27 protein-coding genes are annotated in these 24,356 nt (G+C 73.1%); 18 read left to right on the top strand and 9 right to left on the bottom strand.

The genetic code is table 11. The features are described from left to right. Positions 1-52 precede the first annotated feature (52 nt). The gene (locus O2V61_RS18935; RefSeq protein WP_269184819.1) at positions 53-793 is read right to left on the bottom strand and encodes a hypothetical protein; all 741 of its coding nucleotides are present in this window, start codon (positions 791-793) and stop codon (positions 53-55) included. 114 nt (positions 794-907) lie between these two features. Between O2V61_RS18935 and O2V61_RS18930 the strand changes: the two genes are divergently transcribed. After that, entirely contained in the window at positions 908-1,339 is a 432-nt protein-coding gene (locus tag O2V61_RS18930) for an NfeD family protein (RefSeq protein WP_269184818.1), read from the top strand. A 101-nt stretch (positions 1,340-1,440) separates the two neighbouring features. Then, positions 1,441-2,703, top strand: a complete 1,263-nt coding sequence (locus O2V61_RS18925) for an SPFH domain-containing protein (RefSeq protein WP_269184817.1) — start codon at positions 1,441-1,443, stop codon at positions 2,701-2,703. Between the two features lie 63 nt (positions 2,704-2,766). On the opposite strand, the gene O2V61_RS18920 is transcribed toward O2V61_RS18925, so the two are convergent. Both O2V61_RS18920 and O2V61_RS18915 read right to left on the bottom strand, forming a co-directional pair. Then, entirely contained in the window at positions 2,767-3,753 is a 987-nt protein-coding gene (locus tag O2V61_RS18920) for an RNA polymerase sigma factor SigF (RefSeq protein ID WP_269184816.1), read from the bottom strand. Continuing rightward, positions 3,750-4,247: an ATP-binding protein gene (locus tag O2V61_RS18915; protein WP_269184815.1), complete on the bottom strand. Its 498-nt coding sequence runs from the start codon at positions 4,245-4,247 to the stop codon at positions 3,750-3,752. The genes O2V61_RS18920 and O2V61_RS18915 overlap by 4 nt, the downstream gene beginning before the upstream one ends. 282 nt (positions 4,248-4,529) lie before the next feature. On the opposite strand from O2V61_RS18915, the gene O2V61_RS18910 reads away from it, so the two are divergent. After that, entirely contained in the window at positions 4,530-5,537 is a 1,008-nt protein-coding gene (locus tag O2V61_RS18910; RefSeq protein ID WP_269184814.1) for a DNA topoisomerase IB, read from the top strand. Between the two features lie 77 nt (positions 5,538-5,614). Here the strand turns inward: O2V61_RS18910 and O2V61_RS18905 are convergent, their stop codons facing one another. Continuing rightward, positions 5,615-6,013 (bottom strand): STAS domain-containing protein, encoded by a 399-nt coding sequence (locus tag O2V61_RS18905; RefSeq protein WP_269160889.1) that lies wholly within the window; start codon positions 6,011-6,013, stop codon positions 5,615-5,617. Between the two features lie 255 nt (positions 6,014-6,268). Continuing rightward, positions 6,269-6,787, bottom strand: coding sequence for a hypothetical protein (locus tag O2V61_RS18900; RefSeq protein WP_269184813.1), 519 nt, complete (start codon positions 6,785-6,787; stop codon positions 6,269-6,271). 174 nt (positions 6,788-6,961) lie between these two features. Between O2V61_RS18900 and O2V61_RS18895 the strand changes: the two genes are divergently transcribed. From O2V61_RS18895 to O2V61_RS18865, 7 genes are all read left to right on the top strand, one after another. Then, positions 6,962-7,552 carry a DUF1360 domain-containing protein gene (locus O2V61_RS18895; protein WP_269184812.1) on the top strand — a complete coding sequence of 197 codons (591 nt, stop codon included), beginning with the start codon at positions 6,962-6,964 and terminating at the stop codon, positions 7,550-7,552. 195 nt (positions 7,553-7,747) lie between these two features. Further along, entirely contained in the window at positions 7,748-8,755 is a 1,008-nt protein-coding gene (ku, locus tag O2V61_RS18890; protein ID WP_269184811.1) for a non-homologous end joining protein Ku, read from the top strand. 6 nt (positions 8,756-8,761) lie between these two features. Then, positions 8,762-10,246 (top strand): non-homologous end-joining DNA ligase, encoded by a 1,485-nt coding sequence (gene ligD, locus O2V61_RS18885; protein WP_269184810.1) that lies wholly within the window; start codon positions 8,762-8,764, stop codon positions 10,244-10,246. Then, positions 10,243-11,157: a non-homologous end-joining DNA ligase gene (gene ligD, locus O2V61_RS18880; protein ID WP_269184809.1), complete on the top strand. Its 915-nt coding sequence runs from the start codon at positions 10,243-10,245 to the stop codon at positions 11,155-11,157. Before ligD (O2V61_RS18885) ends, ligD (O2V61_RS18880) begins: the two co-directional genes overlap by 4 nt. A 48-nt stretch (positions 11,158-11,205) precedes the next feature. Beyond that, entirely contained in the window at positions 11,206-12,081 is an 876-nt protein-coding gene (purU, locus tag O2V61_RS18875; protein WP_269184808.1) for a formyltetrahydrofolate deformylase, read from the top strand. 92 nt (positions 12,082-12,173) lie between these two features. Beyond that, positions 12,174-12,644: a Fur family transcriptional regulator gene (locus tag O2V61_RS18870; protein ID WP_269184807.1), complete on the top strand. Its 471-nt coding sequence runs from the start codon at positions 12,174-12,176 to the stop codon at positions 12,642-12,644. Further along, positions 12,641-14,308, top strand: a complete 1,668-nt coding sequence (locus O2V61_RS18865) for a catalase (RefSeq protein WP_269184806.1) — start codon at positions 12,641-12,643, stop codon at positions 14,306-14,308. The genes O2V61_RS18870 and O2V61_RS18865 overlap by 4 nt, the downstream gene beginning before the upstream one ends. A gap of 102 nt (positions 14,309-14,410) precedes the next feature. On the opposite strand, the gene O2V61_RS18860 is transcribed toward O2V61_RS18865, so the two are convergent. Continuing rightward, on the bottom strand, positions 14,411-15,670 hold the full coding sequence (locus tag O2V61_RS18860) for a globin domain-containing protein (RefSeq protein WP_269184805.1): 1,260 nt from the start codon (positions 15,668-15,670) through the stop codon (positions 14,411-14,413). Between the two features lie 278 nt (positions 15,671-15,948). Here O2V61_RS18860 and O2V61_RS18855 point away from each other — a divergent pair, with 278 nt between their 5' ends. Next, positions 15,949-16,290, top strand: a complete 342-nt coding sequence (locus O2V61_RS18855) for a cupin domain-containing protein (RefSeq protein WP_269184804.1) — start codon at positions 15,949-15,951, stop codon at positions 16,288-16,290. A 65-nt stretch (positions 16,291-16,355) separates the two neighbouring features. On the opposite strand, the gene O2V61_RS18850 is transcribed toward O2V61_RS18855, so the two are convergent. Next, the gene (locus O2V61_RS18850; RefSeq protein WP_269184803.1) at positions 16,356-17,309 is read right to left on the bottom strand and encodes a proteasome assembly chaperone family protein; all 954 of its coding nucleotides are present in this window, start codon (positions 17,307-17,309) and stop codon (positions 16,356-16,358) included. Positions 17,310-17,404: 95 nt separating this feature from the next. Next, complete coding sequence (locus tag O2V61_RS18845; protein WP_269184802.1) at positions 17,405-18,718, bottom strand: AI-2E family transporter; 1,314 nt, start codon at positions 18,716-18,718, stop codon at positions 17,405-17,407. Between the two features lie 115 nt (positions 18,719-18,833). Here O2V61_RS18845 and O2V61_RS18840 point away from each other — a divergent pair, with 115 nt between their 5' ends. The 3 genes from O2V61_RS18840 (at position 18,834) to O2V61_RS18830 (ending at position 20,501) form a co-directional block, all read left to right on the top strand. Beyond that, complete coding sequence (locus tag O2V61_RS18840) at positions 18,834-19,298, top strand: PPOX class F420-dependent oxidoreductase (RefSeq protein WP_269184801.1); 465 nt, start codon at positions 18,834-18,836, stop codon at positions 19,296-19,298. Between the two features lie 79 nt (positions 19,299-19,377). Further along, entirely contained in the window at positions 19,378-19,962 is a 585-nt protein-coding gene (locus tag O2V61_RS18835; protein ID WP_269184800.1) for a hypothetical protein, read from the top strand. After that, a complete protein-coding gene (locus O2V61_RS18830; RefSeq protein WP_269184799.1) occupies positions 19,959-20,501 on the top strand; it encodes a hypothetical protein in 543 nt (180 codons plus the stop codon). The genes O2V61_RS18835 and O2V61_RS18830 overlap by 4 nt, the downstream gene beginning before the upstream one ends. A gap of 38 nt (positions 20,502-20,539) precedes the next feature. Here O2V61_RS18830 and O2V61_RS18825 read toward each other — a convergent pair whose 3' ends face one another. Further along, on the bottom strand, positions 20,540-22,084 hold the full coding sequence (locus O2V61_RS18825; RefSeq protein ID WP_269184798.1) for a helix-turn-helix domain-containing protein: 1,545 nt from the start codon (positions 22,082-22,084) through the stop codon (positions 20,540-20,542). Between the two features lie 74 nt (positions 22,085-22,158). Between O2V61_RS18825 and O2V61_RS18820 the strand changes: the two genes are divergently transcribed. The 4 genes from O2V61_RS18820 (at position 22,159) to O2V61_RS18805 (ending at position 24,340) form a co-directional block, all read left to right on the top strand. Next, complete coding sequence (locus tag O2V61_RS18820; RefSeq protein ID WP_269184797.1) at positions 22,159-22,371, top strand: hypothetical protein; 213 nt, start codon at positions 22,159-22,161, stop codon at positions 22,369-22,371. Between the two features lie 89 nt (positions 22,372-22,460). Continuing rightward, positions 22,461-23,060 (top strand): hypothetical protein, encoded by a 600-nt coding sequence (locus O2V61_RS18815; RefSeq protein WP_269184796.1) that lies wholly within the window; start codon positions 22,461-22,463, stop codon positions 23,058-23,060. Positions 23,061-23,127: 67 nt separating this feature from the next. After that, positions 23,128-23,880 carry a dienelactone hydrolase family protein gene (locus O2V61_RS18810; RefSeq protein WP_269184795.1) on the top strand — a complete coding sequence of 251 codons (753 nt, stop codon included), beginning with the start codon at positions 23,128-23,130 and terminating at the stop codon, positions 23,878-23,880. 43 nt (positions 23,881-23,923) lie between these two features. Next, a complete protein-coding gene (locus tag O2V61_RS18805; RefSeq protein ID WP_269184794.1) occupies positions 23,924-24,340 on the top strand; it encodes an ankyrin repeat domain-containing protein in 417 nt (138 codons plus the stop codon). Positions 24,341-24,356: the final 16 nt, after the last annotated feature.

Here is a 24,356-nt window from a genome sequence, read left to right as displayed (position 1 = left end):
CCGCCCTTGCAGCGGCGTCAGAGCGGGTGGAACGGCGCGAGAGCGCCGCAGCTCAGCTCCTCGGGACCCAGTTGTAGGCCGCCACCGTCGCCTCGCGGACGGCGGTGGCCAGCGGACGCAGCGCCTCGTCGCGGGCCGCTGCCTGGGCGTGGGTGACCGCGGCCCCCGGTGCGTCGGCCATCGCCAGGTCCAGCACCTGCGCCAACCGCTGCGCCCGGCCCAGCACCGACAGCGCCACCGGGTCGTGGTCGGCCGGCAGACCCGGGGCGTGGACCGTGCGGGCCAGCCCGGCCAGCAGGCCGGGGACCTCGGGGTTCCAGCGCGCCAGGTCCAGCGAGGCGAGCGTGCGGGCCGCATCGCCGACGGTGAGGTCCAGCGCGCCGGAGACCGCCCGCAGGTTGCCCTCCACCGGCGGCGCCAGGGGCGGGGCACCGTCGAGAGGGACCGCTGTCCAGGAGACGGCCTCGGGCCCCAGCGCCTCCGGGACCAGGGCGAGCCGGGAGCCCACGGCGGCCTGCCCGGACTCCAGGCCGAGCGCGACCAGGTCCGGCACCGCGGGCAGGCCGCGGGTGTCGCCGGGGACCGGCAGCACCAGCCGCAGCCGTTGCTCACCCAGCCCGCGCAGCGCGCTCAGCGCCCAGCCCAGCGGTACCGCCTCGTCGGTGCCGGGCAGCCCGACGACCCGGTGGGCGGTCTCGCCCAGCAGGACGTCGAGCGCCTCGTCGTAGGAACTGCGGCCGGTGAGCCAGGCGGTGGCCCAGACGGCGAACCGGCCGGCGGCGATGTCGTGCACGGTGAACGAGGCTACGACGGTTCCGCCACCGTGCGGCACAGACCGGTCATCCCGGTGCCGCCGCCGCGCGTGGGACGGCGGCGGGATGGCGCCTCGTCGTGCCAGACTCGGAGTGTGCCCGCCTGGTTGCTCTGGTTGATCGCCTCAGGCCTGTTCGCGGCCGGTGAGGTCGCCAGCCTCGACCTGGTCCTGCTGATGTTCGCCGGTGGCGCACTGGGCGGGGTGGCCGTCGCACTGCTGGGCGGAGCGGTGTGGCTCCAGCTGGTCGCGTTCATCGTCGTCTCGGCCGGGCTGCTCGTGTTCGTCCGGCCGGTCGCCAAGCGGCATCTGGTCGACCGCACCCCCGAGCAGATCGACGGCGTCGCGACCTACGTCGGCCGCGAGGCCGTGGTCAGCCGGCGTGTGGACAACACCGAGGGGCGCATCCGCCTCGGCGACGACGAGTGGACCGCCCGGACCCTGCTCGACGACGAGGCCTACGAGGTCGGCGCCGAGGTCCGCATCGTGCAGATCGAGGGCCCGATCGCCTACGTCAGCCACCTCTGAGCCCGCGATCGGGTGACCCGGGGCCCCAGGGGTGCCAGAGGGAAGCCGGACGGGGGAGGATCGGTTCGCCGCACCACTCCTAGGAACGGAGCACCGCCCTCGTGGAACCCGCCCTGATCGCTCTGATCGTGATCGCCGTGCTCGTGGCCTTCATCCTGGCCAAGAGCGTGACGATCGTCCCCCAGGCGCAGGCGAAGGTGGTCGAGCGCCTGGGCCGGTACAGCCGCACCCTCTCGCCCGGTCTGGCGCTGCTCGTGCCGTTCGTCGACCGGGTGCGCGCGACGATCGACCTGCGCGAGCAGGTCATCTCCTTCCCGCCGCAGCCGGTGATCACCGCCGACAACCTGCAGGTCGGCATCGACACCGTCGTCTACTTCCAGGTCACCGACCCGCGCCTGGCGGTCTACGGGATCGCGAACTACATCACCGGCATGGAGCAGCTGACCACCACGACGCTGCGCAACGTCGTCGGTGGGCTGAACCTGGAGGGCGCGCTGACCGGCCGGGACGGCATCAACTCCCAGCTGCGCACCGTGCTCGACGGCACGACCGGCCCGTGGGGCCTGCGGGTGGCCCGGGTCGAGATCAAGGCGATCGACCCGCCGCCGTCCATCCAGGACTCGATGGAGAAGCAGATGCGGGCCGACCGCGACAAGCGCGCGGTCATCCTCACCGCCGAGGGTCAGCGGCAGTCGGCGATCACCACCGCCGAGGGCCAGAAGGCCGCCTCGATCCTCTCCGCCGAGGGCAAGAAGCAGGCCGCGATCCTGGACGCCGAGGCCGAGCGGCAGAGCCGGATCCTGCGCGCCGAGGGTGAGCGCGCCGCGCTCTTCCTGCAGGCGCAGGGTCAGGCGAAGAGCATCGAGACGGTGTTCCAGGCCATCCACGACGGCAAGCCCGACCAGGGGCTGCTGGCCTACCAGTACCTGCAGACGCTGCCGAAGATCGCCCAGGGCGACGCCAACAAGATGTGGATCGTGCCCAGCGAGTTCAGCAAGGCGCTGGAGGGGCTGTCCAAGCTGGGCGGCGGGGACGACGGCGAGGGGCAGCGCAGCTGGCTGGACGTCGACGCACCCTCCGGCGGACAGGCCGCCGGTGCGACCCAGCCGCCGGCGTCCTCGCTGGACACCAGCAACTGGTTCGACTCGAACCTGCCGCCGGCCGCCGAGCAGCCCGAGGCGAAGATCTCGCTGTCCAGCATCGCCGACCAGGCCGGGGAGACGGCGCCGCAGATCCCCAAGCCACCGCCGCTGTCCCAGGTCAAGCAGGACGTGCAGGAGAGCGGCCCGGCCGCCGACCCGCGCAACCGCCCGGCGGAGCTGGAACCGCCGATGGACGGACCGCCCGGCGACCAGCAGCGCTGAGTCGCACCGGACAGCACACCGGCCGGCACCCCGTGGGGGTGCCGGCCGGTGTCGTCCAGGGCCCTAGTCCTTGAGCAGGCCCTCGCGGAGCTTGGCCAGGGTCTGGCTGAGCAGCCGGGACACGTGCATCTGGGAGATGCCGATGTCCGCGGCGATCTGCGACTGGGTCATGTTGCCGAAGAACCGCAGGATCAGGATGCGGCGCTCACGCGGCGGGATGGTGGCCAGCAGCGGCTGCAGCGACTCGCGGTACTCCACGCCCTCCAGGGCGGCGTCCTCCTCGCCGAGCGTCGCCGCCAGGGTGGGGGAGTCCTCCTCACCGGAGAGGCGCTCGTCCAACGAGCTGCTGCGGTAGGCGTTGGCCACCGCGAGGCCCTCGAGGACCTCCGCCCGGGGGATGCCGAGGTGCTCGGCGAGCTCGGACGGCGTGGGTGCGTGCCCGTTCTTCTGGGACAGCTCACTGACCGCCGCGTTCAGCGAGAGGTGCAGCTCCTGCAGTCGCCGCGGCACCCGCACCGACCAGCCCTGGTCGCGGAAGTGCCGCTTGATCTCCCCGGTGATCGTCGGCACGGCGAAGGAGAGGAACTCCACCCCGCGACCCGGGTCGAACCGGTCGATCGCCGCGATGAGGCCGAGGGTGCCGACCTGGAGCAGGTCGTCGAACGGCTCGCCGCGGTTGCTGAACCGGCGGGCGAAGTGCCGGACCAGCGGCAGGTGCTCCTCGACCAGGATCTCCCGCAGCCGCTCCCGGCGAGGGTCGCCCTTGTCCAGGGTCGCGAGCTCGGCGAACAGCGGCGCGGTGCGTTCAGCCCGCTTCCGGTTGTCCGACATCGGCACCGGCTCGGCGGCCGCCTCCGGGGCGACCGCGGGGGTGTCGGCGGAGGAGTCCGCCGGGGTCGTCTCCGTGGGTTCCGTCGTCATCTCGGTCTCCGGGGCAGCGCCGGCGCCCGCAGGGGTCTCGGTGGCCGGGTTCGGGGACCCGGTGGGCTCGCCCGGGCCGAGGACGGCGTCGTCGGCAGCCGGGGAGTCCGGAGCAGCCGACCGGGTCACCGTGCGACCGACACGTCGGGGTCGGACTGCTCGGTCAGGGCGTCGATCGCGCTGTAGCGCCGCAGCTGCTTGACCAGGCTGATGCAGGCGACCGGCGTGGCCTGGCCGTTGCCGGCAACCACGACCGACTGGTTGCTCGGTCCGGCCTCGACCGTGTCGACCAGCGTGTGCAGCACCGCCCAGCCGAAACCGTCCCGCGGCACGTCCACGCCGGGAGCCGTGGGCACCCAGGCATCGATCCGCAGGCCGTCGCGGGCCGCCTCGAACACGACCGTCAGCGGTGCGTCGCCGAGGGCGACGGAGGACAGCGTGGCGCAGGCCTCGTCGACGGCGAGGCGGAGGTCCTCCACCGCATCGAGGTCGAAGTCCATCCGCATCGCCAGGTCACCGGTCATCGCCCGCACCGCGGGCAGCTGGGTGGGCGAGGTGGGGACCCGCAGCTCCAGCCGCTCGGTGCGCCGCTCGCCGGTGGCGGCGCCCGTCGTGTCGACCATGCGTCGTTCGCTCCTTCGTCGTCCCCGCGCTCCCGGACGGGAGCGCGGCTGTCCATCTTCGCGCACCCGCCCGCGGCTCCAGGACGGAGCGCGAGCGACGAACGGCCGCTCCGCGACGGGTGCCCGGGCCGAACCCGGCTCCCTTGACGGTAGACCGACCGCCTGGCTGCGTTGCCCGTTGGGGCGCGCTGTCAAACCCGGTTCGCCGATCGGGGGCGGGCCGCGGTGGGAGGTGGTGACCGGTCGTGTTTGAGCGCACCCGGTGGTGCACATCCCTTCGGCGTGAGACTCCGGCGCAGTGACGTGCACGCCCCGGGCTGGACCCGGCGACGCGCCGGGAAGGGCTTCTCCTACCTCGACGAGGCCGGTGTCCCGATCAGGGACGACCGGCTGGACCGGTTGCGGGCGCTGGCGATCCCCCCGGCCTGGAAGGACGTCTGGATCTGTCCGTGGCCCAACGGTCACATCCAGGCCGTCGGCACCGACGCCGCCGGGCGACGGCAGTACCGCTACCACGAGGAGTGGCGGGTCAAGCGGGACGCCGCCAAGCACGAGCGGGTGCTGGAGATCTCCCACCAGCTGCCCGACGTCCGGGACGAGGTGGCGACCGCGCTGCGCACCCGCGGGCTCAACCGCGAGCGGGTGCTGGCCTGCGCCGTCCGGCTGCTGGACCTCGGCGCCTTCCGGGTGGGCAGCGAGCAGTACGCGGAGGACAACGGCACCTACGGACTGGCCACGCTGCGCCGCGAGCACGTCGAGGTGCGCGGGGAGCGGGTCTTCTTCCACTACACCGCCAAGGGCGGCATCGACCGGGAGGTCGAGCTGCTCGACCGGCCGACCGCGACCGTCGTCCGGCAGCTGCTGGACCGGCCGGCGGACGAGGGCGAGGAGCTCCTGGGCTACCGGTTGGCGGACGGGAGCTGGCACGACGTGACCAGCGACGAGGTGAACGCCTTCCTCAAGGAGGTCAGCGGGGCCGAGATCACCGCCAAGGACTTCCGCACCTGGACCGCGACGGTGATGATGGCCGCCACACTGGCCGAGACACCCACGCCGAACAGCCGGACGGCGCGCAAGCGGGCGGTACGCGAGGCCTACGTCAAGGTCTCCGAGCAGTTGGGCAACACTCCGACGGTCTGCAAGAACAGCTACGTCGACCCTCGCGTGGTCGACCGCTACGAGCACGGCGAGACGGTCGCCGAGGCACTGTCGGACGCCGCGCAGGCCCCGGACGACCGGACCGCGCAGCGGAAGATCGAGGCGGCGGTCTGCCAGCTGCTCAGCGCCTGAGGAACGACCCCGGACACGACGACGGCGCCCCACCCCGGAGGTGGAGCGCCGTCGTCGTACCGGGCGAGGCCCTGAGGTCAGGCCTTCTCGGCGATCGTGAACAGGTCGATGAGGCCGGTGACCTCGAGCGGCCGGGTCACGGCGCGGGTGTTGGCCACCAGTCGCAGGCCGACGTCGCGGGAGCGCGCCGACTTCTGGGTCTCCACGAGCACGGCCAGACCGGCCGAGCCGAGGAACTGGACACCGCACAGGTCGATGACCAGTGCGGTCGGCTGCTGCTCGAGCTGGGTGTCCAGGGACGCCCGCAGGACGGGTGCGGTGAAGGTGTCGACCTCGCCGACGACCGTCACGGTGACCGTGCCGTCGTCGTCGGTGGACGTCGACAGCGTGATCACGTCGTCGAAGGGCGCGTCGTTCGAGTCAGCCGGGGCTGACACGTCGCGCGAGCCCTCGGCGGGTGAGTCGGATGAGGTCACGGACTGCAGCTCCTCTCAGCGGCGATGCCTGGCGGGCACGCGGATGCCCGGACAATGTACGCGGTACACCGTCCGGTCCAGACGCGGCCCGGGACACCGAGGTTCGTGAACGCCCCCCGAGGAGCTCTCGGGCAGGCCACGGCTGGCTGCTCAACCGTGGCGCCCAACCTAGCCGCGTCATGATCGCGGCACCAATCCAGTGCTCAACCGCTCGCGGGCCGGCCAGGCCCGGCCGGTCGCGGGCGACGGAAGGGCTCAGGTGCCCTCGACGACGTGGACCGCGCTCTCCTCGGGGCCCTCGCCACCGACCGGCGCGTCGGCGAACGCCTCGACGTCGTCGCCGGTGCGGTTGGTCCCGGAGTCGCTGAGCCGGTCGGTGTCCTCGTCCTGGTCGAGCTGGGCGACGGCCCGGTCCGGGTCCTCGGCGGGGCGCACGTCGGGTGCGTCGTCCGGGACCTCCCGCTCCAGCCGGCCGCTCAGCGGCTCGCCCTCGGACTCCTCGCGTGCCGTCGTCCCGAAGTCGACGGCCTGGTGCTGGCGGTCGCCGGGCTCGGGTGCGAACTCCGGGTCCTCGGCGCGGGCCATGGTCGGGCTGTCGTCCTGGGAGACCTCGGGGATGCCGTTGTCCTCGGGGAAGACGTCGCGAGCGGTCTGACCCTCGGGGCCGACATCGCCGCGGGGGCCGTCCGCCGTGCCGGTGAGCCCACGCTCGTCGTCGGGGAACTCGGCGTCGTTGAGTGCTGAGTCGCGGGCGGCGCGGTCCGGGTCGGTCATGGGAGTGCCTCCGTTCTGCGCGCCGCAGGGGCGGGCGCGCTCGTCCGTCCGGGGGACGGGGGAGCCGGTCGGGTGACCGGCGTCGTGGTCGGCCCCTACCCGAGGCCCTGCCGGGCATGCGTGATCCCGATCCCCCCGCCGCATGGCACCGGGGGGTGCGGGTACCGGCGCGGCATGGCGATCACAGACGAGGTGCAGCGGATCGGGCGACCGGTCCGCCGCTGGGCCCGCACCCAGCAGGAGGAGTACACGCAGGGAGAGGCCCGGCCGCTGGCCGCGGACCTGGGTGCGATGAGCGTCTACATGGGCCTGGTGGGCGCGGCGGCGACGGCGATCCGGGTGTCGGGGCGCGAGCTGCCCAGCCGGATCCCCCTGGGGGACGCCGTCCTGTTGACCGTCGGCACCTTCCGGCTGGCCCGGCGGATCGCCAAGGACCCGGTCACCGCCCCGGTGCGCGCGCCGTTCGTCAGCTACCAGGGGACGTCGGGCGAGGCCGAGGTCGCCGAGGAGGTGCGCGAGCACGGGGGCGTCAAGCACGCGGTGGGGGAGCTGCTGACCTGCCCGTTCTGCATGGCCCAGTGGGTCGGCACCGGTTTCGTGCTCAGCTACGTCACCGCACCGCGGGCGACCCGGCTGGCGGCCCTGACCATGACGATGGTGGCCGGCTCCGACGTCCTGCAGTTCGTCTACGACGCCATCCAGAACGGCGGGCTGCGTCCCGGCGAGGACGAGGACGCCGGGAGCATCACCGGCCAGGAGGTCTGACCCCGGGTCAGGCGTCACGCTGCGTGGCCGCCGTCCGTCGGTGATCCGCGGCGTGACGTCGTGGCCGGGTTCCCCGACCGGGTGAGGCGCTGCGGTGCGTGACCGTCTCGGGCTGCCGCGCAGGCATCCGGGCACCTATCCTGTGATCTTGTCGAGGCGGCGGGCGTCACCGGACCCCGCGGACAGGAGGCGGTCATGCGGTCGATCTGGCGCGGCGCGGTCTCCTTCGGTCTGGTCAGCATCGCGGTCAAGCTGTACTCGGCCACCGAGGACCACGACATCCGGTTCCACCAGGTGCACAAGGCCGACGGCGGCCGGGTCAAGTACCGGCGGGTCTGCTCGGTCGACGGCGAGGAGCTGGAGTACGGCGACATCGCCAAGGGCTACGAGCTGCCCGACGGCCAGCTGGTCGTGCTGACCGACGAGGACTTCGACCAGCTCCCGCTGGGCACCACGCACGAGATCGAGGTGCTCCAGTTCGTCGACCAGGAGCAGATCGACCCGATCCACTTCGAGAAGACGTACTACCTGGAGCCCGACGGCGTCGCGACCCGCCCCTACGTGCTGCTGCGCACCGCACTGGAGAACGCCGGCCAGGTGGCGATCACCAAGATCGCCATCCGGCAGCGGGAGTCGCTGGCCGCGCTGCGGGTCCGCGAGGGCGTGCTGGTGCTGCACACCATGCGCTGGCCCGACGAGATCCGCCGGCCCGCCTTCACCTTCCTCGACGAGGAGGTGCCGGTCCGGCCGCAGGAGCTGGCGATGGCCGAGTCGCTGATCTCCACGATGGCCGGGGACTTCGACGCCACCCAGTTCACCGACGACTACCGCGAGGCGATGACCGCGCTGCTGGAGGCCAAGCAGTCCGGCGGTGAGGTCCAGCCCGCGCCCGAGACCGCCGACGACGGCGGCGGCGCGGTGGTCGACCTGATGAGCGCGCTGCGGCGCAGCGTCGAACGCGCCGGCGGCAGCACCCCCGCAGCCGGGTCGGACGACAGCAACGGGGACGACGCGGACGACCAGGCCCCGGCGAGGAAGACGACGGCGCGCAAGGCACCGGCGAAGAAGGCGGCCGCCGGGGAGAAGGCCCCGGCGAAGAAGGCCCCGGCCCGGAAGGCGGCGCCGAAGAAGGCCGCCGCGGCAGAGGACGACGCGCCGGCCAAGCCGGCCAAGCGCGCGACCCGCCCCCGCAAGACCGCCTGACCCGCGGTGGCCGCCGCCGATCCGCTGGCCTCCTACCGGGCCAAGCGCGACCCGACCCGCACGGCCGAGCCGGTCCCGCCGGCCGGGCAGCCGTTGCCGGTGGGCGACGACGACACCTTCGTCGTCCACGAGCACCGCACGCCGCGCGGCCGCACGGGCGAGCGCGTGCACTGGGACCTGCGGCTGGAACGTGGGGGCGTGCTGAAGAGCTGGGCGGTGCCGAAGGGCCCGCCGACCGAGCCGGGCGTGAACCGGCTCGCCGTCCCGACCGAGGACCACCCGCTGGAGTACGCGTCCTTCTCCGGCACCATCGCCGCCGGCGAGTACGGCGGCGGGATCTCGACCATCTGGGACGCCGGCCGCTACGCCACCGAGACCTGGACCGACGACCACGTCACCGTGGCGTTCGACGGGCAGCGGCTGACCGGCCGGTACGTGCTGTTCCGGCTGCCCGACGGCAGCTGGGCCCTGCGCAGGCTGGACCCCGACCCGGTGACCGCTGGCCCGGTGGCCGACGGGGTGCCCGAGGACCTCCCCCCGATGCTCGCCGCGATCGGCGAGCTGCCTCGCGACGACGACCTGCGCTGGGGCTACGAGTTCAAGTGGGACGGCGTCCGGGCGCTGGCACACGCGCGCGGCGGGCGGCTGCGGCTGCGGGCGCGCAGCGGCAACGACGTGACGGCGACCTACCCCGAGCTCGGGGCGCTGCCGGCGGTGCTCGCGGCGCACGACGCCGTGCTCGACGGCGAGGTCGTGGCGATGGACGCGCAGGGTCGGCCGGACTTCGGGCTGCTGCAGGGCCGGATGCACCGCAGCGGGCCCGAGGTGACCCGGCTGGCGGCGGCCGCCCCGGTCAGCTACCTGGTCTTCGACCTGCTGGCCTGGGACGGGGAGGCGCTGCTCGGCCTGCCCTACACCGAGCGGCGGGCCCGGCTGGACGCGCTCGGCCTGACCGGTGGCCGCTGGGTGACCACTCCCTGGTTCCGCGGTGACACCGCCGGCGTGGGGCGGCAGGTGCAGGCGGCCAGCCGGGAGAACGGGCTGGAGGGCGTCGTCGCCAAGCGGCTGGACTCCGTCTACCGGCCCGGTGGTCGCGGACCGGACTGGCGCAAGGCCAAGAACCTCCGCACCCAGTCGGTCGTCGTCGGCGGCTGGCGCCCCGGGGCAGGGCGGCGGGCCGGCGGCATCGGCTCCCTGCTGCTCGGGGTGCACGACGAGGAGGGCCGGCTGGTCTTCGCCGGGCACGTGGGCACCGGCTTCACCGCGAAGGCGCTGGCCGACCTCGAGCCGCTGCTCACCCCACGGGTGTCCGCCCCCTTCGACGGGGCGTTGCCGCGCGAGGTGACCCGGGACGCGCACTGGGTCGAGCCGGCGCTGGTCGGCGAGGTCGTGTTCACCGAGTGGACCCGTGAGGGCAAGCTGCGGCACCCGGCCTGGCGCGGGCTGCGCGAGGACCTGGCCCCGGCCGACGTCGTGGTGGAGCCCGGGTGAGCCGGCAGCGGGTGCAGATCGAGGGCCGCCAGCTGGAGGTCTCCAACCTGGAGAAGGTGCTGTTCCCGGAGGTGGGGTTCACCAAGGCCCAGGTCATCGACTACTACGTGCGGATCGCGCCGGTGCTGCTCCCGCACGTGGCGCACCGACCGGTCACCTTCACCCGCTGGCCGTCCGGCGTCGAGGGCACGGCGTTCTTCGAGAAGAACAGCGCCCGGCACGCCCCCGAGTGGGTCCGCTCGGTGACGGTGCCCTCGCCCGGCTCGTCCCGCGGACGGGAGACGCTGGACATGGTGCTGCTCTCCGCAGTCCCCGACCTGGCGTGGTCGGCCAACCTGGCCGCGCTGGAGGTGCACGTGCCGCAGTGGCGCGTCGACGACGCCGGCGTGGCGCAGCTGCCCGACCTGCTGGTGCTCGACCTGGACCCCGGCCCGGGCACCGGGGTGGTGGAGTGCGCGCAGGTGGCCCACCGGCTGCGGGAGCGGCTCGTCGCCGACGGGCTGGACCCGGTGGTCAAGACCTCGGGTTCCAAGGGCATGCAGGTCTACGCCCCGATCGAGTGCGCCGACAAGGAGCACCCCAGCCGGTACGCCAAGGCCCTGGCCCAGGAGCTCAGCCGCCAGACGCCCGAGGAGGTCGTCTGGCGGATGGAGAAGGCGCTGCGGCCCGGGAAGGTGCTGGTCGACTGGAGTCAGAACAACACCGCGAAGACGACGGTCGCGCCCTACTCGCTGCGGGCCCGGCCGTTGGCCACGGTCTCCACCCCGCTGCGCTGGGCCGAGGTCGACGCGGTGCGCGAGGGCGGTGACCCGGAGTCGGTCCGCTTCCGGACCGACGACGTCCTGGCCCGGGTCGCCGAGCACGGCGACCTGTTCGACGTCGCCGCCCGCACCCGCGCCGTCCTGCCCTGACCGACCCACCCAGCGGTGCGGCGCGTGGACGTTGAGATCATCTGGCGCATGCCAGCGCCACAGGAGCCCCACACCACCGACCTCGGGCGGCTGGTCGTCCGCTGCCCCGACCGGCCGGGCATCGTCGCGGTGCTCTCCGGGCTGATGGCCGAGGCCGGCGCCAACATCACCGAGTCCCAGCAGCACTCCTCGGACCCGCAGGGCGGCACGTTCACCCTGCGGCTGGAGTTCGTCCTCGCCGACCTGGCGACCCGCCGCACCGAGCTGGAGGCGGCCCTCGCCGACCTGGCGGGGGAGTGGCAGTTCACCTGGCGGCTGACCGAGGCCGCGCACACCCCGCGACTGGCGGTCTTCGTCTCCAAGGCCGACCACGTGCTGCAGGAGCTGCTCTACCGGGTCGACGCCGGTGACCTGCGGGCCGAGATCGCCGCCGTCGTCTCCAACCACCCCGACCTGGAGCCGGTGGCCCGGGCCCACGGGGTGCCGTTCCACCACGTGCCGGTCACCCCCGACACCAAGGACGCCGCCGAGGCCCGCGCCCTGGAGCTGATCGGGGACGTCGACCTGGTCGTGCTGGCCCGGTACATGCAGATCGTCTCGGCCGACTTCTGCAGCCGCTTCCCGGAGCGGCTGATCAACATCCACCACAGCTTCCTGCCGGCCTTCGTCGGCGCGAACCCGTACCGGGCCGCCCACGACCGCGGCGTGAAGCTGATCGGGGCGACCGCGCACTACGTGACCGCGGAGCTGGACGCCGGCCCGATCATCGAGCAGGAGGTGGCCCGGGTCGACCACCGCGCCACGGTCGAGGACATGCGCCGGATCGGTCGCTACGTGGAGCGCCAGGTGCTGGCCCAGGCGGTCACCTGGCACGTGGAGGACCGCGTCGTCGTCGAGGGCGACCGCACGATCGTCTTCGCGTAGCACCGGGCGGCCCCGCCGCGAGCCTGCCCGTGAGCGGGGGCACGGGTCTGTTTTCTTGACCTGGTCAAGGAAGCGGGGTTGACTGGTTGCTGATGGAGACGACCTGGGCAGAGCAGCTGCGGACGGCGGGGCTGCGTGTCACGCGGCCGCGACTGTCCGTGCTCGGGGTACTCGCCGAGCACCCGCACGTCGACGCCGAGACCATCGCCACCGCCGCGCGCACGGTCCACCCCTCGATCTCGCCCCAGGCGGTCTACGGGGTGCTCAAGGCCCTGGTGGGGAGCGGGCTCGCCCGCCGCATCGAGCCGGCCGGTGGGCCGGCGCTGTACGAGCTGCGGGTCGGCGACAACCACCACCACCTGGTCTGCCGGGGGTGTGGCCTGATCGCCGACGTCGACTGCGTCGTGGGCCAGGCGCCCTGCCTGGCGCCCTCGGACGCGGCGGGCTTCGCCGTGGACGAGGCCGAGGTCGTCTTCTGGGGACTCTGCGCGGACTGCCAGGTGTCACGCGGAACGAACGGGTACGGAACGAGCAGTGCCATCGAAGAAGGAGTGAGCGCATGACCGACGTCGCATCGCAGGGCCCTGCGGCCACTGAGGCAGACCGGGCCGTCCTGACCAACCGTCAGGGACACCCGGTCTACGACAACCAGAACCAGCGCACGGTGGGCTCGCGTGGCCCGGCCACGCTGGAGAACTACCAGTTCCTGGAGAAGATCAGCCACTTCGACCGGGAGCGCATCCCGGAGCGCGTCGTGCACGCCCGTGGTGCCACCGCCTTCGGCGTCTTCGTGGCCGACGGCACCGTCGGCGACGAGCCGATCAGCAGGTACACCCGGGCCAAGCTCTTCCAGGAGAAGGGCAAGGAGACCGAGGTCGCGCTGCGCTTCTCCACCGTCGCCGGTGGCCGGGACTCCTCGGAGGCGGCCCGCGACCCGCGCGGCTTCGCGGTGAAGTTCTACACCGAGGACGGCAACTGGGACCTCGTCGGCAACAACCTGGGTGTCTTCTTCATCCGGGACGCCATCAAGTTCCCCGACTTCATCCACTCGCAGAAGCCCGACCCGGTCACCTTCGAGCGCCAGGTCGCCAACCGGGTCTTCGACTTCTGGTCGCAGTCGCCCGAGGCGCTGCACATGATGACGCTGGTCCTGAGCCCCCGCGGCCTGCCGGCGAGCTACCGCACCATGCAGGGCTTCGGCGTGAACACCTACAAGTGGGTCAACGCCGCCGGTGAGACCACGCTGGTCAAGTACCACTGGCTGCCCAAGCAGGGCGTCAAGTCCTGGACCGAGGCCGACGCCGCGGTCGCGCAGGGTCGTGAGCTCGGCGTGCACACGAAGGACCTCTACGAGGCCATCGAGCGCGGCGAGTTCCCGTCCTGGGACCTGCACGTCCAGCTGATGGACGACCACGACCACCCGGAGCTGGACTTCGACCCGCTGGACGACACCAAGGTGTGGCCGGAGAACGAGTTCCCGCTGCGCAAGGTCGGCACCCTGACGCTGAACCGCACGCCGCAGGACTTCTTCACCGAGAGCGAGCAGATCGCCTTCGGCACCGGGGTGCTCGTCGACGGGCTGGACTTCTCCGACGACAAGATGCTGGTCGGCCGGACGTTCTCCTACTCCGACACCCAGCGCTACCGGGTGGGCCCGAACTACCTGCAGCTGCCGGTGAACCAGCCCAAGGGCGCGAAGGTCGCCACCAACCAGCGCGACGGGGCGATGGCCTACGGCGTGGACCTGGGTCCGGGGCAGAACCCGCACGTCAACTACGAGCCGTCGATCCTGGGCGGCCTGCGTGAGGGCCAGGCCCCCGCGCACGACGAGCAGGGCCCGGAGATCACCGGCCGGCTGACCCGCAAGCGGATCGAGCGCACCGACGACTACACCCAGGCCGGCCAGCGCTACCTGCTGTCCGAGCAGTGGGAGCAGGACGACCTCGTCGCCAACCTGATCGCCAACCTGTCGCAGTGCGACCGGCCGATCCAGGAGCGGATGATGTGGCACCTGTTCATGGTCGAGGACGAGCTGGGCCAGCGGGTCGGCGAGGGCCTGGGCATCAGCGCGGACGACGTCCGGGGGATGCCGCCGCTGCAGACCCAGACGCTCACCGAGGCGGAGCTGCAGCGTGCGGCCAACCTGGGCAAGAACGGCCCGCGCGACGTCTCGGATCTGACGATGACGCACTGCGTGCCCAACGAGCACGTCGTCCTGGCGACGTGACCTGGGCTCGATGACCCACCGGGGCTGACCGCCCCACCGCACCACCTGCGGGCCGCGTCCGGGAGTTCCCGGACGCGGCCCGCAGTGCTGTGCCGGGGCTGGTCAGGCCTGCGCGGCGACCGGGTGGGCGGTGGCGTCCGGCGTCGGCTCGGCGGCCAGGTCGGCCTGCCACAGGTCGGGGCCGAACACCTCGTACTGGATGTCCCGGCCCGGCACGCCGCGGTCGATGAGCGCGCTGCGCACGGCCCGCATGAACGGCAGCGCACCGCACAGGTAGTACGCGGCGCCCTCCGGCAGGTCGAGGGCGTCGAGGTCCATCATCCCGGCGTGCACGCCGGTGACGGGCAGCGAGCTGTCCGCACCCTGCTCGTACCAGACGTGCATGGACGCGTTGGGCAGCTGCTGGACATCGGCGCTGACCTGCTCGCGGAGGGCGAAGGAGCTCTCGTCGAGATCGGCGTGCAGCAGGGTGATCGGCAGCCGTGACCCGGCGGTGGTCAGGTGCGAGATCATCCCGGCCATCGGGGTGATCCCGATGCCGGCGCTGGCGAAGACCACCGGGCGGCCGGAGTCGTCGAGGACGACGTCCCCGAACGGCAGCGACATCGTCAGCACGTCGCCGACCTGGACCTGGTCGCACAGCAGGTTCGAGACCTCGCCGTCGGGCTTGTCGCCGCCGCGCACCCGCTTGACCGAGAACTGGCGGTGCTCGCCGTCGTCGGCCCGGGTCAGGCTGTACTGCCGGGGCTGGTGGACGCCGTCGGGCATCAGCATCTTCACCGACACGTACTGGCCGGGCAGGGAGGTCTTCACCAGCCGGTCGTCGATCCGCTTCACCCGGAAGGTGACGACGTCGGCGGTCTCCGCGGTCTTCTCCGCGACCTCCCACTCGCGCCAGACCGTCTCCGGCCGCACCCCGCGGGAGCTGTAGAGGCCGCGCTCCATGTTGATCAGCGCGTAGGCCATCAGCCAGTAGACCTCGTCCCAGGCTGCGGCCACCTCCGGGGTGACGGCCTCACCGAGCACGTCGACGATCGCCCAGAACAGGTTGTCGTGGACGACGTCGTACTGCGCCGGGGTGATGCCCAGGGATGCGTGCTTGTGCGCGATCCGGGCCAGCAGGTGCTCGGGGACCTGCTCCGGGTCCTGGACGAGTGCGCTGGCGAAGACGGCGACCGAGCCGGCCAGGGCGACCTGCTGGGTGCCCTCGGCCTGGTTGCCGCGGTTGAACGTCCCGTCGAGCAGCTCCGGGTGGGCGCCGAACAGGTGCGCGTAGAAGCGCCGGGCGATCTCCTCGATGTTCTCGGCGACGACCGGCAGGGTCGCCTCGATGACCGGACGTGATCGATCGGACAGCAACATGAGCTCCTTGCGTCGGGGTCGTCCTCTTCCCGCCACCGGGTCCCGGTGGGCGGGGGCACCCCGAGTCTGGTGGGGGCCGCGCGGTTCCGCAGCAGGTCTTTGGTCATCACCGGCGGTGGGGGCTCCGGTCGGGACCCGCGGTGAGGTCCGGCGCCGACCGAACGGGTTGCCACGACCGGCAGGCAGCGGGCATGGTCCGGTGCGGTGCCGGACCCGGTCCCCGCACCGGGCGTGGGCCCTGCCGGCGTCCGAGGTCCCGGACGGTGGAGAGGACGCGCATGAACGGCGAACCACAGGACGTGTCGGAGATGACCCGTGACCTGGCCGCTGCGGCGGCCGGCGCGCACAGCGGCCGGGCGGCGCACACGGTCCACGGCGGCCACGAGGCGACGCTGCGGCAGACCGTGATCGCACTGCGCGGGGGTGCGGGGCTCGCCGAGCACGAGAACCCCGGCGAGGCGACCCTGCTGGTGCTGGAGGGGCGGGTCCGGCTGACCTCCACCGCCGCCCCGCAGGAGCTCGGGAAGGGCCAGCTGCTCGCCGTCCCGGTCGAGCGGCACGCCCTAGAGGCCCTCGAGGACTCCGTCGTCCTGCTGACGGTGGCGAAGCTCCCGGCCTGAGCGTCAGGGAGACGGTGGGCGGGTTGCTGGCGGTGGCCCGGGTGGTCGCCGGCTGACCCGGGGCGTCAGTCGGTGGGGCGGTCGTTGTCCTGCTCGGCGAGGAACCGCTCGATCTGCGCGCCGAGCTCGTCGCCGGTGGGCATCTCGCCACTGAACCCGAGCAGCCCGGTCTCCTCGCGGGAGGCCGCGAAGGAGTCGAACTGCTCCTCCAGGGCGTTGACCACCGCGGTGTTCTCGCTCGAGCGCGCGATCTGTTCGTCGACCTCGGTGCGGTGCGCCTCGGCCGCCTCGCGCAGCGTCTCCACCGGCACGTGCAGGCCGGTGAGCCGCGTCAGGTGCTCCAGCAGGGTGAGCGAGGCCGCCGGGTAGGTGGCCTGGGTCAGGTAGTGCGGGACGTGCGCAGCGATGCCCAGTGCGTCGACGCCGGCCTCGCCGAGCCGCAGCTCCAGCAACGCACCGACGCTCGCGGGGATCCGCATCTCCCCCCAGTACAGCGGATAGGACTCGATCAGCTGCCGCCGCGTCGCGTGCGCGGTCACGGTCACCGGGCGGGTGTGCGGCACCGGCATCGGGATGGCGTGCAGCGCGACGGCGGAGGTCACGCCCAACCGGTCGACCAGCTGCAGCACGGCAGCGATGAACCGCTCCCAGGCGTGGTCGGGCTCGGCGCCGTGCAGCAGCAGGAAGGGGGTCCCGCCGTCGTCCTCCAGCGCGTACAGCCCGATCTCGGGGGAGGAGATCGACACGTACCGGTCACCGGAGAACGTCATCCGCGGCCGGTGGCCCCGGTAGTCGACCAGCGCGTCGACGTCGAAACGGGCGATGAGCCGGTTCGGCAGCGCGTCGAGCAGGTGGGCTCCGGTGAGCGCACCCGCGTGCGCGGCGTCGAACTCACCGGCCAGGTCGTGGACGAGCACCAGGGCCGAGCGCTGCTCGGGCGCGGACACCGCTGCCTCACGGGCGAGGAAGGGCTGGGCCTCGGGGAGCACCTCGACGAGGTCCTCCGGTCGCTGCGGCACGGGGCGTCCTCCTGACGGCTGGTCGGGCTGCACGTGGTCACCAGCCCCGCGGACGGCCGGTGCATTCCCATCGTCCCCCGGCCGGGGGAGCGTGGTCAGCTGTCGGCGGCCGAGTCGGCCGGCTCACGCACCAGGTGGGTCCCGGAGGAGTCGCGGGTCAGCTGCCCTCGCATGCCGTCGTCGTCGACCTCGGGGTTGTTGCCGTCCAGCACGTCGCGGCCGTAGCGGTAGGCGACCGCGATCAGCGCGGCCACCGGCACCGCCAGGAACGCCCCGATGATCCCGGCCAGGCTGGCCCCGGCGGTCACCGCCAGGATCACCACGGCGGCGTGCAGGTTCAGTCCGCGGCCCTGCAGGATCGGCTGCAGCACGTTCCCCTCGATCTGCTGCACCACGATGATCAGCCCCAGGACGATCAGCGCCGTGGTCAGGCCGCTGTCGACCAGCGCGATGAGGACGGCGAAGCCCCCGGCGACGAAGGCACCGATGATCGGGATGAACGCACCGAAGAAGGTCAGCACGGCCAGCGGCACCACCAACGGCACGCCGAGCACGAGCAGCCCGACGCCGATGAAGAAGGCGTCCACGAAACCGACGATGGCCTGCTGGCGGATGAACTCCGACAGCGTGCGCCAGGTCTTCATCGACAGCGCCGCGACGTGCGGGGCGGCCTGCGGGCCGGTCTGCGCCGCCAGCCACGGGACCCACCTCGGGCCGTCCTTGAGGAAGAAGAAGGTCAGCACGAGGGCCAGCACCAGGTTGATCAGCAGGCCGCCGATCGTGGTCGCGGTCGTGACGGCGTAGCCGGCGATGTTCTGCGCGTTGCTCTGCACCGAGTCGATGATGGAGTTGACGGCGTTGCCGATCTGCTCGTCGTCGATGTTGAACGGCGGGCCGGCGAGGTAGTCCTGCACCTGCTCCAGGCCCTCGGTCACGCCGTCGGCGACGTCCTCGACCTGGCCGACCACCTGGGGCGCGATGACGGCGATGATCCCGCCGAACGCGCCGAGGAAGAGCAGCAGGACGACCAGCGAGGCCAGCGCCGCAGGCCAGGCGTGGTCGCGCAGGAAGCGGGTGACCGGCCACAGCACGGTGGTGAACAGCAGCGCGAGGACGACGGGGAGCAGGACCACCCACAGCTCGCCGATGACCCGCCCGACGATGAGCAGGGCGATGACGATGAGGATCAGCTCGCCCGAGACGATCGCCACCCGGCGGCTCGCGGCCTGCAGGCGCCGGGCCCTTTCCGGGCCGGGGATCGGCGCCCGGGTGGTGCCGACCTCGTTCTCGTCGGTCTCGGGGCCGGTCTCCTGTGCGCTGTCGGTGGTGGCCCGGCTCGCGCCGGTGTCCCTGCCGTGCTCGTCCTCGGGGGTCTCGGCGGCGGGGGCGGCGTGGCGTTCGTCGGGCATGGTGTGATCCCAGCACACCCGGCCGGGTCCCACCGATCGGCTGGACGTGATCCTGTGCGGAGTGCGGGCCGACGTCGGAGCGCGGACGGTCGGAGGCACGTCGTAGGTTCCCGGCATGCCGAAGACCGCCACCGCTGACCGCGTCGACCGCGACGAACTGCTCGCCTTCCTGCGCCCCCGGCACAAGGCACTGCTGCTCACCCGCCGCAGCGACGGGAACCCGCAGCTGTCCCCGGTGACCTGTGGCGTCGACGACCAGGGGCGGGTGGTGGTCTCCACCTACCCGCAGCGGGCCAAGGCGGTCAACGCCCGGCGCGACCCCCGGGTCTCGCTCTGCGTGCTATCCGACGACTTCGACGGCCCCTGGGTGCAGGTCGACGGCCAGGCCGAGGTGTTGGACCTGCCCGCGGCGCTCGACCCGCTGGTCGACTACTTCCGGTCGATCAGCGGTGAGCACCCCGACTGGGACGAGTACCGGGCGGCGATGCAGCGCCAGGGCAAGGCGCTGCTCCGGGTGACGATCGAGCGGTGGGGGCCGGTCGCCACCGGTGGCTTCCCGCCGGCTCCGGCCGGGTCCTGACCAGAAGCTGCGGATCAGCCCGCCACGCCGACAAGGTCAAGAGCTTGCTTTCACTCGTGCAAGCTGATGGGCTTGCGCCATGCCCTTCGTGCTCACGGTCGACCAGCGGGACAGCCGCAGCAACCCGGACCGGGTGCCCGGGGTGCTGAGCGCACTCGCCGACGTGCCCACCGTGCTGCGCTTCGAGCGCACCGCCGGTGACGAGTTCCAGGGCCTGCTCGACGACCCGGTGGTGGTGGTCGGCGTCGTCCGCAGGCTGCTGCGGGACGGGGGGTGGAGTGTCGGGATCGGGGCCGGCCCGGTGCACACGCCGCTGCCGGGCAGCACCCGGGCGGGGGCGGGCCCGGCGTTCGTGGCAGCCCGGGCCGCTGTCGAGGCGGCCAAGCGCCGTCCCGTCCGGCTGGCCGTGCGGGGGGCGGCACCCGAGTCGGCCGCCGACGCGCAGGCGGTGCTGAGCGCGCTGGCCGTCCTGGTCGAGCGGCGCAGCGACCAGGCGTGGGAGGCGATCGAGCTGGTCGAGGCCGGGCGCACCCAGGCCCAGGCGGCCACCGAGCTCGGGGTGACCCGGCAGGCGGTGGGTCAGCGGCTGGGCGCCGGCCTGTGGGACGTCGAGCGGGACCTGCACCCGACGGCGGCCCGTCTGCTGGCCCGGGCGGCGGGATGAGCGAAGTGGGCGGTGGGATGGGCATCGCCGCCCTCGTGGTCCTCGGTGTCCTGGTCCTGGCCGGAGGAGCGCTGACCCCGCAGAGCGACCGGCGGGACAGCCGCTTCGGCGGGGTGCTGCTGGTGCTGCTGCTGGGCACCGCAGCCGCGCTCGCCTGGCGGGCGGGCCGGGTCGGGGACGGGGTGGCGATCGGCGGTCAGTTGCTGGCGGTCGCCTCGGCCGCGCTGGGCGGGGGTCCGGTGGCCACCGCCGTCCTCCGGGCCGCCGACCCCGACCGGGTGCCGGGGCGGCGGCGCGCCTCGGACCCGGAGGTGCTCCGGGGTGGCGCCTGGATCGGCGTGCTGGAGCGCACCGCCATCGCGGTCACCGTGCTGGCCGGGTTCGCCGAGGGGCTCGCCGTGCTGATCGCGGTGAAGGGGCTCGGCCGGTTCAACGAGCTGAAGGCACCGGTCGCGTCCGAGCGGTTCATCATCGGCACGCTGGCCAGCGGCCTCTGGGCCCTCGGCTGCGTCGGCGTCGCGGTCCTCCTCCGCGACTGAGAGCGGGCCACCAGAATGGCCATTCTGGTGGTCCGTTCTCAGTCGGTGAAGACCTCGATCTGGGCGCCCATCTCGACCAGTCGCTCGTAGAGCTGCTCGTAGCCGCGGGCGATGATGTCCACGTTGCGCAGCACCGAGTCGCCCTTGGCCGCCAGCATCGCCAGCAGGATGCAGACCGCCGGGCGCAGCGCGGGCGGGCAGACGATCTCCGCTGCCGACCAGCGCGTCGGCCCCTCCACCAGCACCCGGTGCGGGTCGAGCAGCCGCACGTCGGCGCCCAGCCGGGTCAGGTCGGAGAGGTGGATCGCCCGGTTGTCGTAGACCCAGTCGTGGATCAGCGTGCTGCCCGTGGCCGTCGCGGCGATCACCGCGAAGAAGGGCAGGTTGTCGATGTTGAGCCCCGGGAAGGGCATCGGGTGCACCTTGTCGATGGGCGCCCGCAGCTGGGAGGGGTGCAGGGTGATGTCGACGAGCCGGGTGCGCCCGTTGTCGGCCGGGTACTCCGGGGACAGGTCGAACTGCAGCCCCATCTCGCCGAGGATCGCCAGCTCGATCTCCAGGAACTCGATCGGCGCCCGGCGCACGGTGAGCTCCGAGCCGGTGACGATCCCGGCGGTCAGCAGGCTCATCGCCTCCACCGGGTCCTCCGAGAGCGGGTAGTCGACGTCGGCGTCGAGCACGGGCTTGCCGGTGACCACCAGGGTCGTGGTCCCGAAGCCCTCGATCTGCACGCCGAGCAGCTCCAGGTACAGGCAGAGGTCCTGGACCATGTAGTTCGGGCTGGCGTTGCGGATCGTGGTCGTCCCGTCGTGCCGGGCGGCGGCCAGCAGCGCGTTCTCCGTCACCGTGTCCCCGCGCTCGGTCAGCACGATCGTCCGGTCCCGCGCCACGGGCGGGGCCACCGTCGCCCGGTACTCCCCGGCGTGCGCCTCGACCTCCAGGCCGAAGGGGCGCAGCGCGATCATGTGCGGCTCGACGGTGCGGGTGCCCAGGTCGCAGCCGCCGGCGTAGGGGAGCCGGAAGTCCTCGGCCCGGTGCAGCAGTGGCCCCAGGAACATGATGATGCTGCGCGTGCGACGGGCCGCGTCGGCGTCGATGGCGGAGAGGTCGAGCTGTTCGGGGACGACGAGGGTGAGGTCCCGGCCGGCGGCGTCCCAGGTGGCGGAGACACCGATCGAGGTCAGCACGTCCAGGATCCGGTCGACCTCGACGATGCGGGAGACGTTGCGCAGCGTCGTCCGGCCGCGGTTGAGCAGCGCGGCGCACAGCAGCGCCACTGCTGCGTTCTTCGACGACTTCACCGTGACGCTGCCCGACAGGGGTCTGCCGCCGCTGACCCGCAGGTGGGTGGGGCCGCTGCGGCCGACGGTGATCAGCTCGCTGTCCAGCGCGGCCGACAGCCGGCCGAGCAGCTCCAGGGTGAGGTTCTGGTTGCCCTGCTCGATCCGGGCGATCGCGCTCTGGCTGGTGCCCAGGCGCTCGCCCAGCTGCTGCTGGGTGAGTCCGTGGTGGCGCCGGGCGTCCCGGACGAGCGCACCGATCTGGCGCAGGGACTGGGTCGTCGTCTCCTCGGTCAGCGTCATCGCGGGCCACGCTATCTCACAGATGAGATCCGGACGATCGAGGTACGGAGCCCCCCGATCGGTCAGGATGGGCCATGGTCTTCTGGGTGACGGTCGGCGTCGCGGTGACCCTCCTGCTCGGGGCTGCCTGGTGGATGGACCACTCGGCCCGCCGGCGCGGGTCCCGCTCGCTGCACCACTCCGACGTCTGGCGCGAGGTCCGGGAGGGCCGGCGGGACGCCGAGGTCGTCAACCCCTTCATCCGGGACAACTCGTGGACCAGCTGGAACCGGCGGAACCGCCGCTGACCCCCCGCCCGAGGGGGCCGGGTGTCGAACCGATGGTCACCGGACATGATGGGGAGGCCGGAAACCGGCCCTGCCTGCGAGGAGAACCCGTGACCCAGACCCCGGCACCGACCAGTTCCGTGTCCCACCCAGAGCTGCTGGCCGTCTACGTCAACGACCACCTCGCTGCGGCCGCCGGTGGCATCGAGCTGGTCTCCCGGATGATCGGGGTGCACCGCGGGACGGAGCGCGAGCAGCCCCTCCGCCAGCTGCTCGACGAGCTCCGTGAGGAGAAGGCCGCGATCACCGGGGTCGCGCAGGCGCTGGGCTTCCCGGTGCGCCAGTACAAGCAGGTGGCCACCTGGATCGCGGAGAAGGCGAGCCGGGCGAAGCTGAACGGGCACCTGCTCAGCCGGTCCCCGTCCAGCGACCTGGTCGAGTTCGAGTTCCTCGCCTCCGCGGTGCGGGGCAAGCGCAGCGGCCTGGAGACGTTGCGGATCGCCGCCACCGTGGACAGCCGGATCGACGCCGCCCTGCTCGACCGGCTGATCCAGCAGGCCAACCGCCAGCACGACTGGGCCACCGAGGTGCGCCGGGACGTCGCGGCGAGCGTCTTCGGTGGCGACCCGAGCGCACCGGACCACGCCGCCGACAACGGCAACGGGGACGGCGGGGGCGGCGACACCGGCGGCAAGGACGACCGGGGCTGAGCTCCCGCTGCGCGCCGCAGGGACACTCCCGCTGCGCGCTGCACAGGGCGGCGGTAGACACGTCGGCATGTGCCACGACCACGACAGCCGCCCGCCCGCGCCGCCCACCGTCGGGCCCGTCGCGGAACGGGGCACCCTCACGCTGACCGCCGCCGACGGCACCCGGTTCTCCGCCGCCTACGCCGCGCCGGCCACCGCCCCGCGCGCCGGGGTGGTCCTCCTCCCCGACATCCGGGGCCTCCACCCCTACTACGTCGCCCTGGCCGAGCGGTTCGCCGAGGCGGGGCTGGCCGCGGTTGCCGTCGACTGGTTCGGCCGCACGGCGGGGATCGCCGAGAACGGCACCCGCGAGGAGGACTTCGACTGGCAGGCGCACATCCCGCAGACCACGCCGGCCGGCGTGGACGCGGACACCACCGCCGGGATCGAGTACCTGCGCAGCCGCACCGACCCGGCGCTGCCGGTGGTGACCGTGGGGTTCTGCTTCGGTGGCAGCCACGCCTGGCGCCAGTCGGCCGGCGACCTGGACCTGGCCGGCAGTGCGGGGTTCTACGGCCGGCCGAGCCTGGTGGGCGACGCTGCGGACGGCGCCCAGAAGCCGGTCGTCATGATCATCGCCGGGGCGGACAGCGCCACCCCGGTGGCCGAGCAGCGGGAGCTGGCCGCCCGGATGCGCGCGGCCGGGGCCGACGTCGACGAGGTCGTCTACGAGGGGGCGCCGCACTCGTTCTTCGACCGGTCCTCCGCCGAGTGGACCGAGGCCTGCCAGGACGCCTGGCGGCACGTGCTCGCCCTGGCCGACCGGGTGAGCCGCTCCTGAACTGACGGCCGGGTCACGCCGCCGGGCCCCTACGCTCGGTGGCGTGACCGAGCCGCAGCCTCCTCAGCAGCCCATCGACCCGGGCGTCATCGCGCTCGCCGCGAAGGTCTTCGACCTGGCGCGGGAGGGCGACACCGAGCAGCTGGTGGACTACCTCGACGCCGGGGTGCCGGCCAACCTCACGAACGACAAGGGCGACACGCTGCTCATCCTCTCCGCCTACCAGGGCCGGGCGTCGACGGTGGCGGCCCTGCTGGAGCGCGGGGCGGACCACGCCCGGGTGAACGACCGGGGGCAGACGGCGCTGGCCGCCGCCGTCTTCAAGCAGTCGGCCGAGACGGTGCGCCACCTGCTGGCCGCTGGGGCCGACCCGGACCACGGCCAGCCCAGTGCCCGGGCGACGGCGCAGTTCTTCGACCTGCCGGAGATGACCGCGCTGCTGGAGGCGCGCACCGCCTGACCGGTCGCGAGGGGCG

The sequence above is a fragment of the Modestobacter sp. VKM Ac-2985 genome, assembly GCF_026967925.1.
Lineage (GTDB): Bacteria > Actinomycetota > Actinomycetes > Mycobacteriales > Geodermatophilaceae > Modestobacter.
Note: the sequence above shows the minus strand (reverse complement) of the source record. Positions and strands in the feature narration are given on the sequence as shown.

What these genes read in the sequence shown, in the direction of transcription:
- O2V61_RS18915 (WP_269184815.1), bottom strand. Translation starts at nt 4,247, where the DNA reads ATGGTCGACACGACGGGCGCCGCCACCGGCGAGCGGCGCACCGAGCGG.
- O2V61_RS18900 (WP_269184813.1), bottom strand. Translation starts at nt 6,787, where the DNA reads ATGACCGACCCGGACCGCGCCGCCCGCGACTCAGCACTCAACGACGCC.
- O2V61_RS18895 (WP_269184812.1), top strand. Translation starts at nt 6,962, where the DNA reads ATGGCGATCACAGACGAGGTGCAGCGGATCGGGCGACCGGTCCGCCGC.
- ku (WP_269184811.1), top strand. Translation starts at nt 7,748, where the DNA reads ATGCGGTCGATCTGGCGCGGCGCGGTCTCCTTCGGTCTGGTCAGCATC.
- purU (WP_269184808.1), top strand. Translation starts at nt 11,206, where the DNA reads ATGCCAGCGCCACAGGAGCCCCACACCACCGACCTCGGGCGGCTGGTC.
- O2V61_RS18870 (WP_269184807.1), top strand. Translation starts at nt 12,174, where the DNA reads ATGGAGACGACCTGGGCAGAGCAGCTGCGGACGGCGGGGCTGCGTGTC.
- O2V61_RS18865 (WP_269184806.1), top strand. Translation starts at nt 12,641, where the DNA reads ATGACCGACGTCGCATCGCAGGGCCCTGCGGCCACTGAGGCAGACCGG.
- O2V61_RS18860 (WP_269184805.1), bottom strand. Translation starts at nt 15,670, where the DNA reads ATGTTGCTGTCCGATCGATCACGTCCGGTCATCGAGGCGACCCTGCCG.
- O2V61_RS18855 (WP_269184804.1), top strand. Translation starts at nt 15,949, where the DNA reads ATGAACGGCGAACCACAGGACGTGTCGGAGATGACCCGTGACCTGGCC.
- O2V61_RS18845 (WP_269184802.1), bottom strand. Translation starts at nt 18,718, where the DNA reads ATGCCCGACGAACGCCACGCCGCCCCCGCCGCCGAGACCCCCGAGGAC.
- O2V61_RS18840 (WP_269184801.1), top strand. Translation starts at nt 18,834, where the DNA reads ATGCCGAAGACCGCCACCGCTGACCGCGTCGACCGCGACGAACTGCTC.
- O2V61_RS18835 (WP_269184800.1), top strand. Translation starts at nt 19,378, where the DNA reads ATGCCCTTCGTGCTCACGGTCGACCAGCGGGACAGCCGCAGCAACCCG.
- O2V61_RS18830 (WP_269184799.1), top strand. Translation starts at nt 19,959, where the DNA reads ATGAGCGAAGTGGGCGGTGGGATGGGCATCGCCGCCCTCGTGGTCCTC.
- O2V61_RS18825 (WP_269184798.1), bottom strand. Translation starts at nt 22,084, where the DNA reads ATGACGCTGACCGAGGAGACGACGACCCAGTCCCTGCGCCAGATCGGT.
- O2V61_RS18820 (WP_269184797.1), top strand. Translation starts at nt 22,159, where the DNA reads ATGGTCTTCTGGGTGACGGTCGGCGTCGCGGTGACCCTCCTGCTCGGG.
- O2V61_RS18810 (WP_269184795.1), top strand. Translation starts at nt 23,128, where the DNA reads ATGTGCCACGACCACGACAGCCGCCCGCCCGCGCCGCCCACCGTCGGG.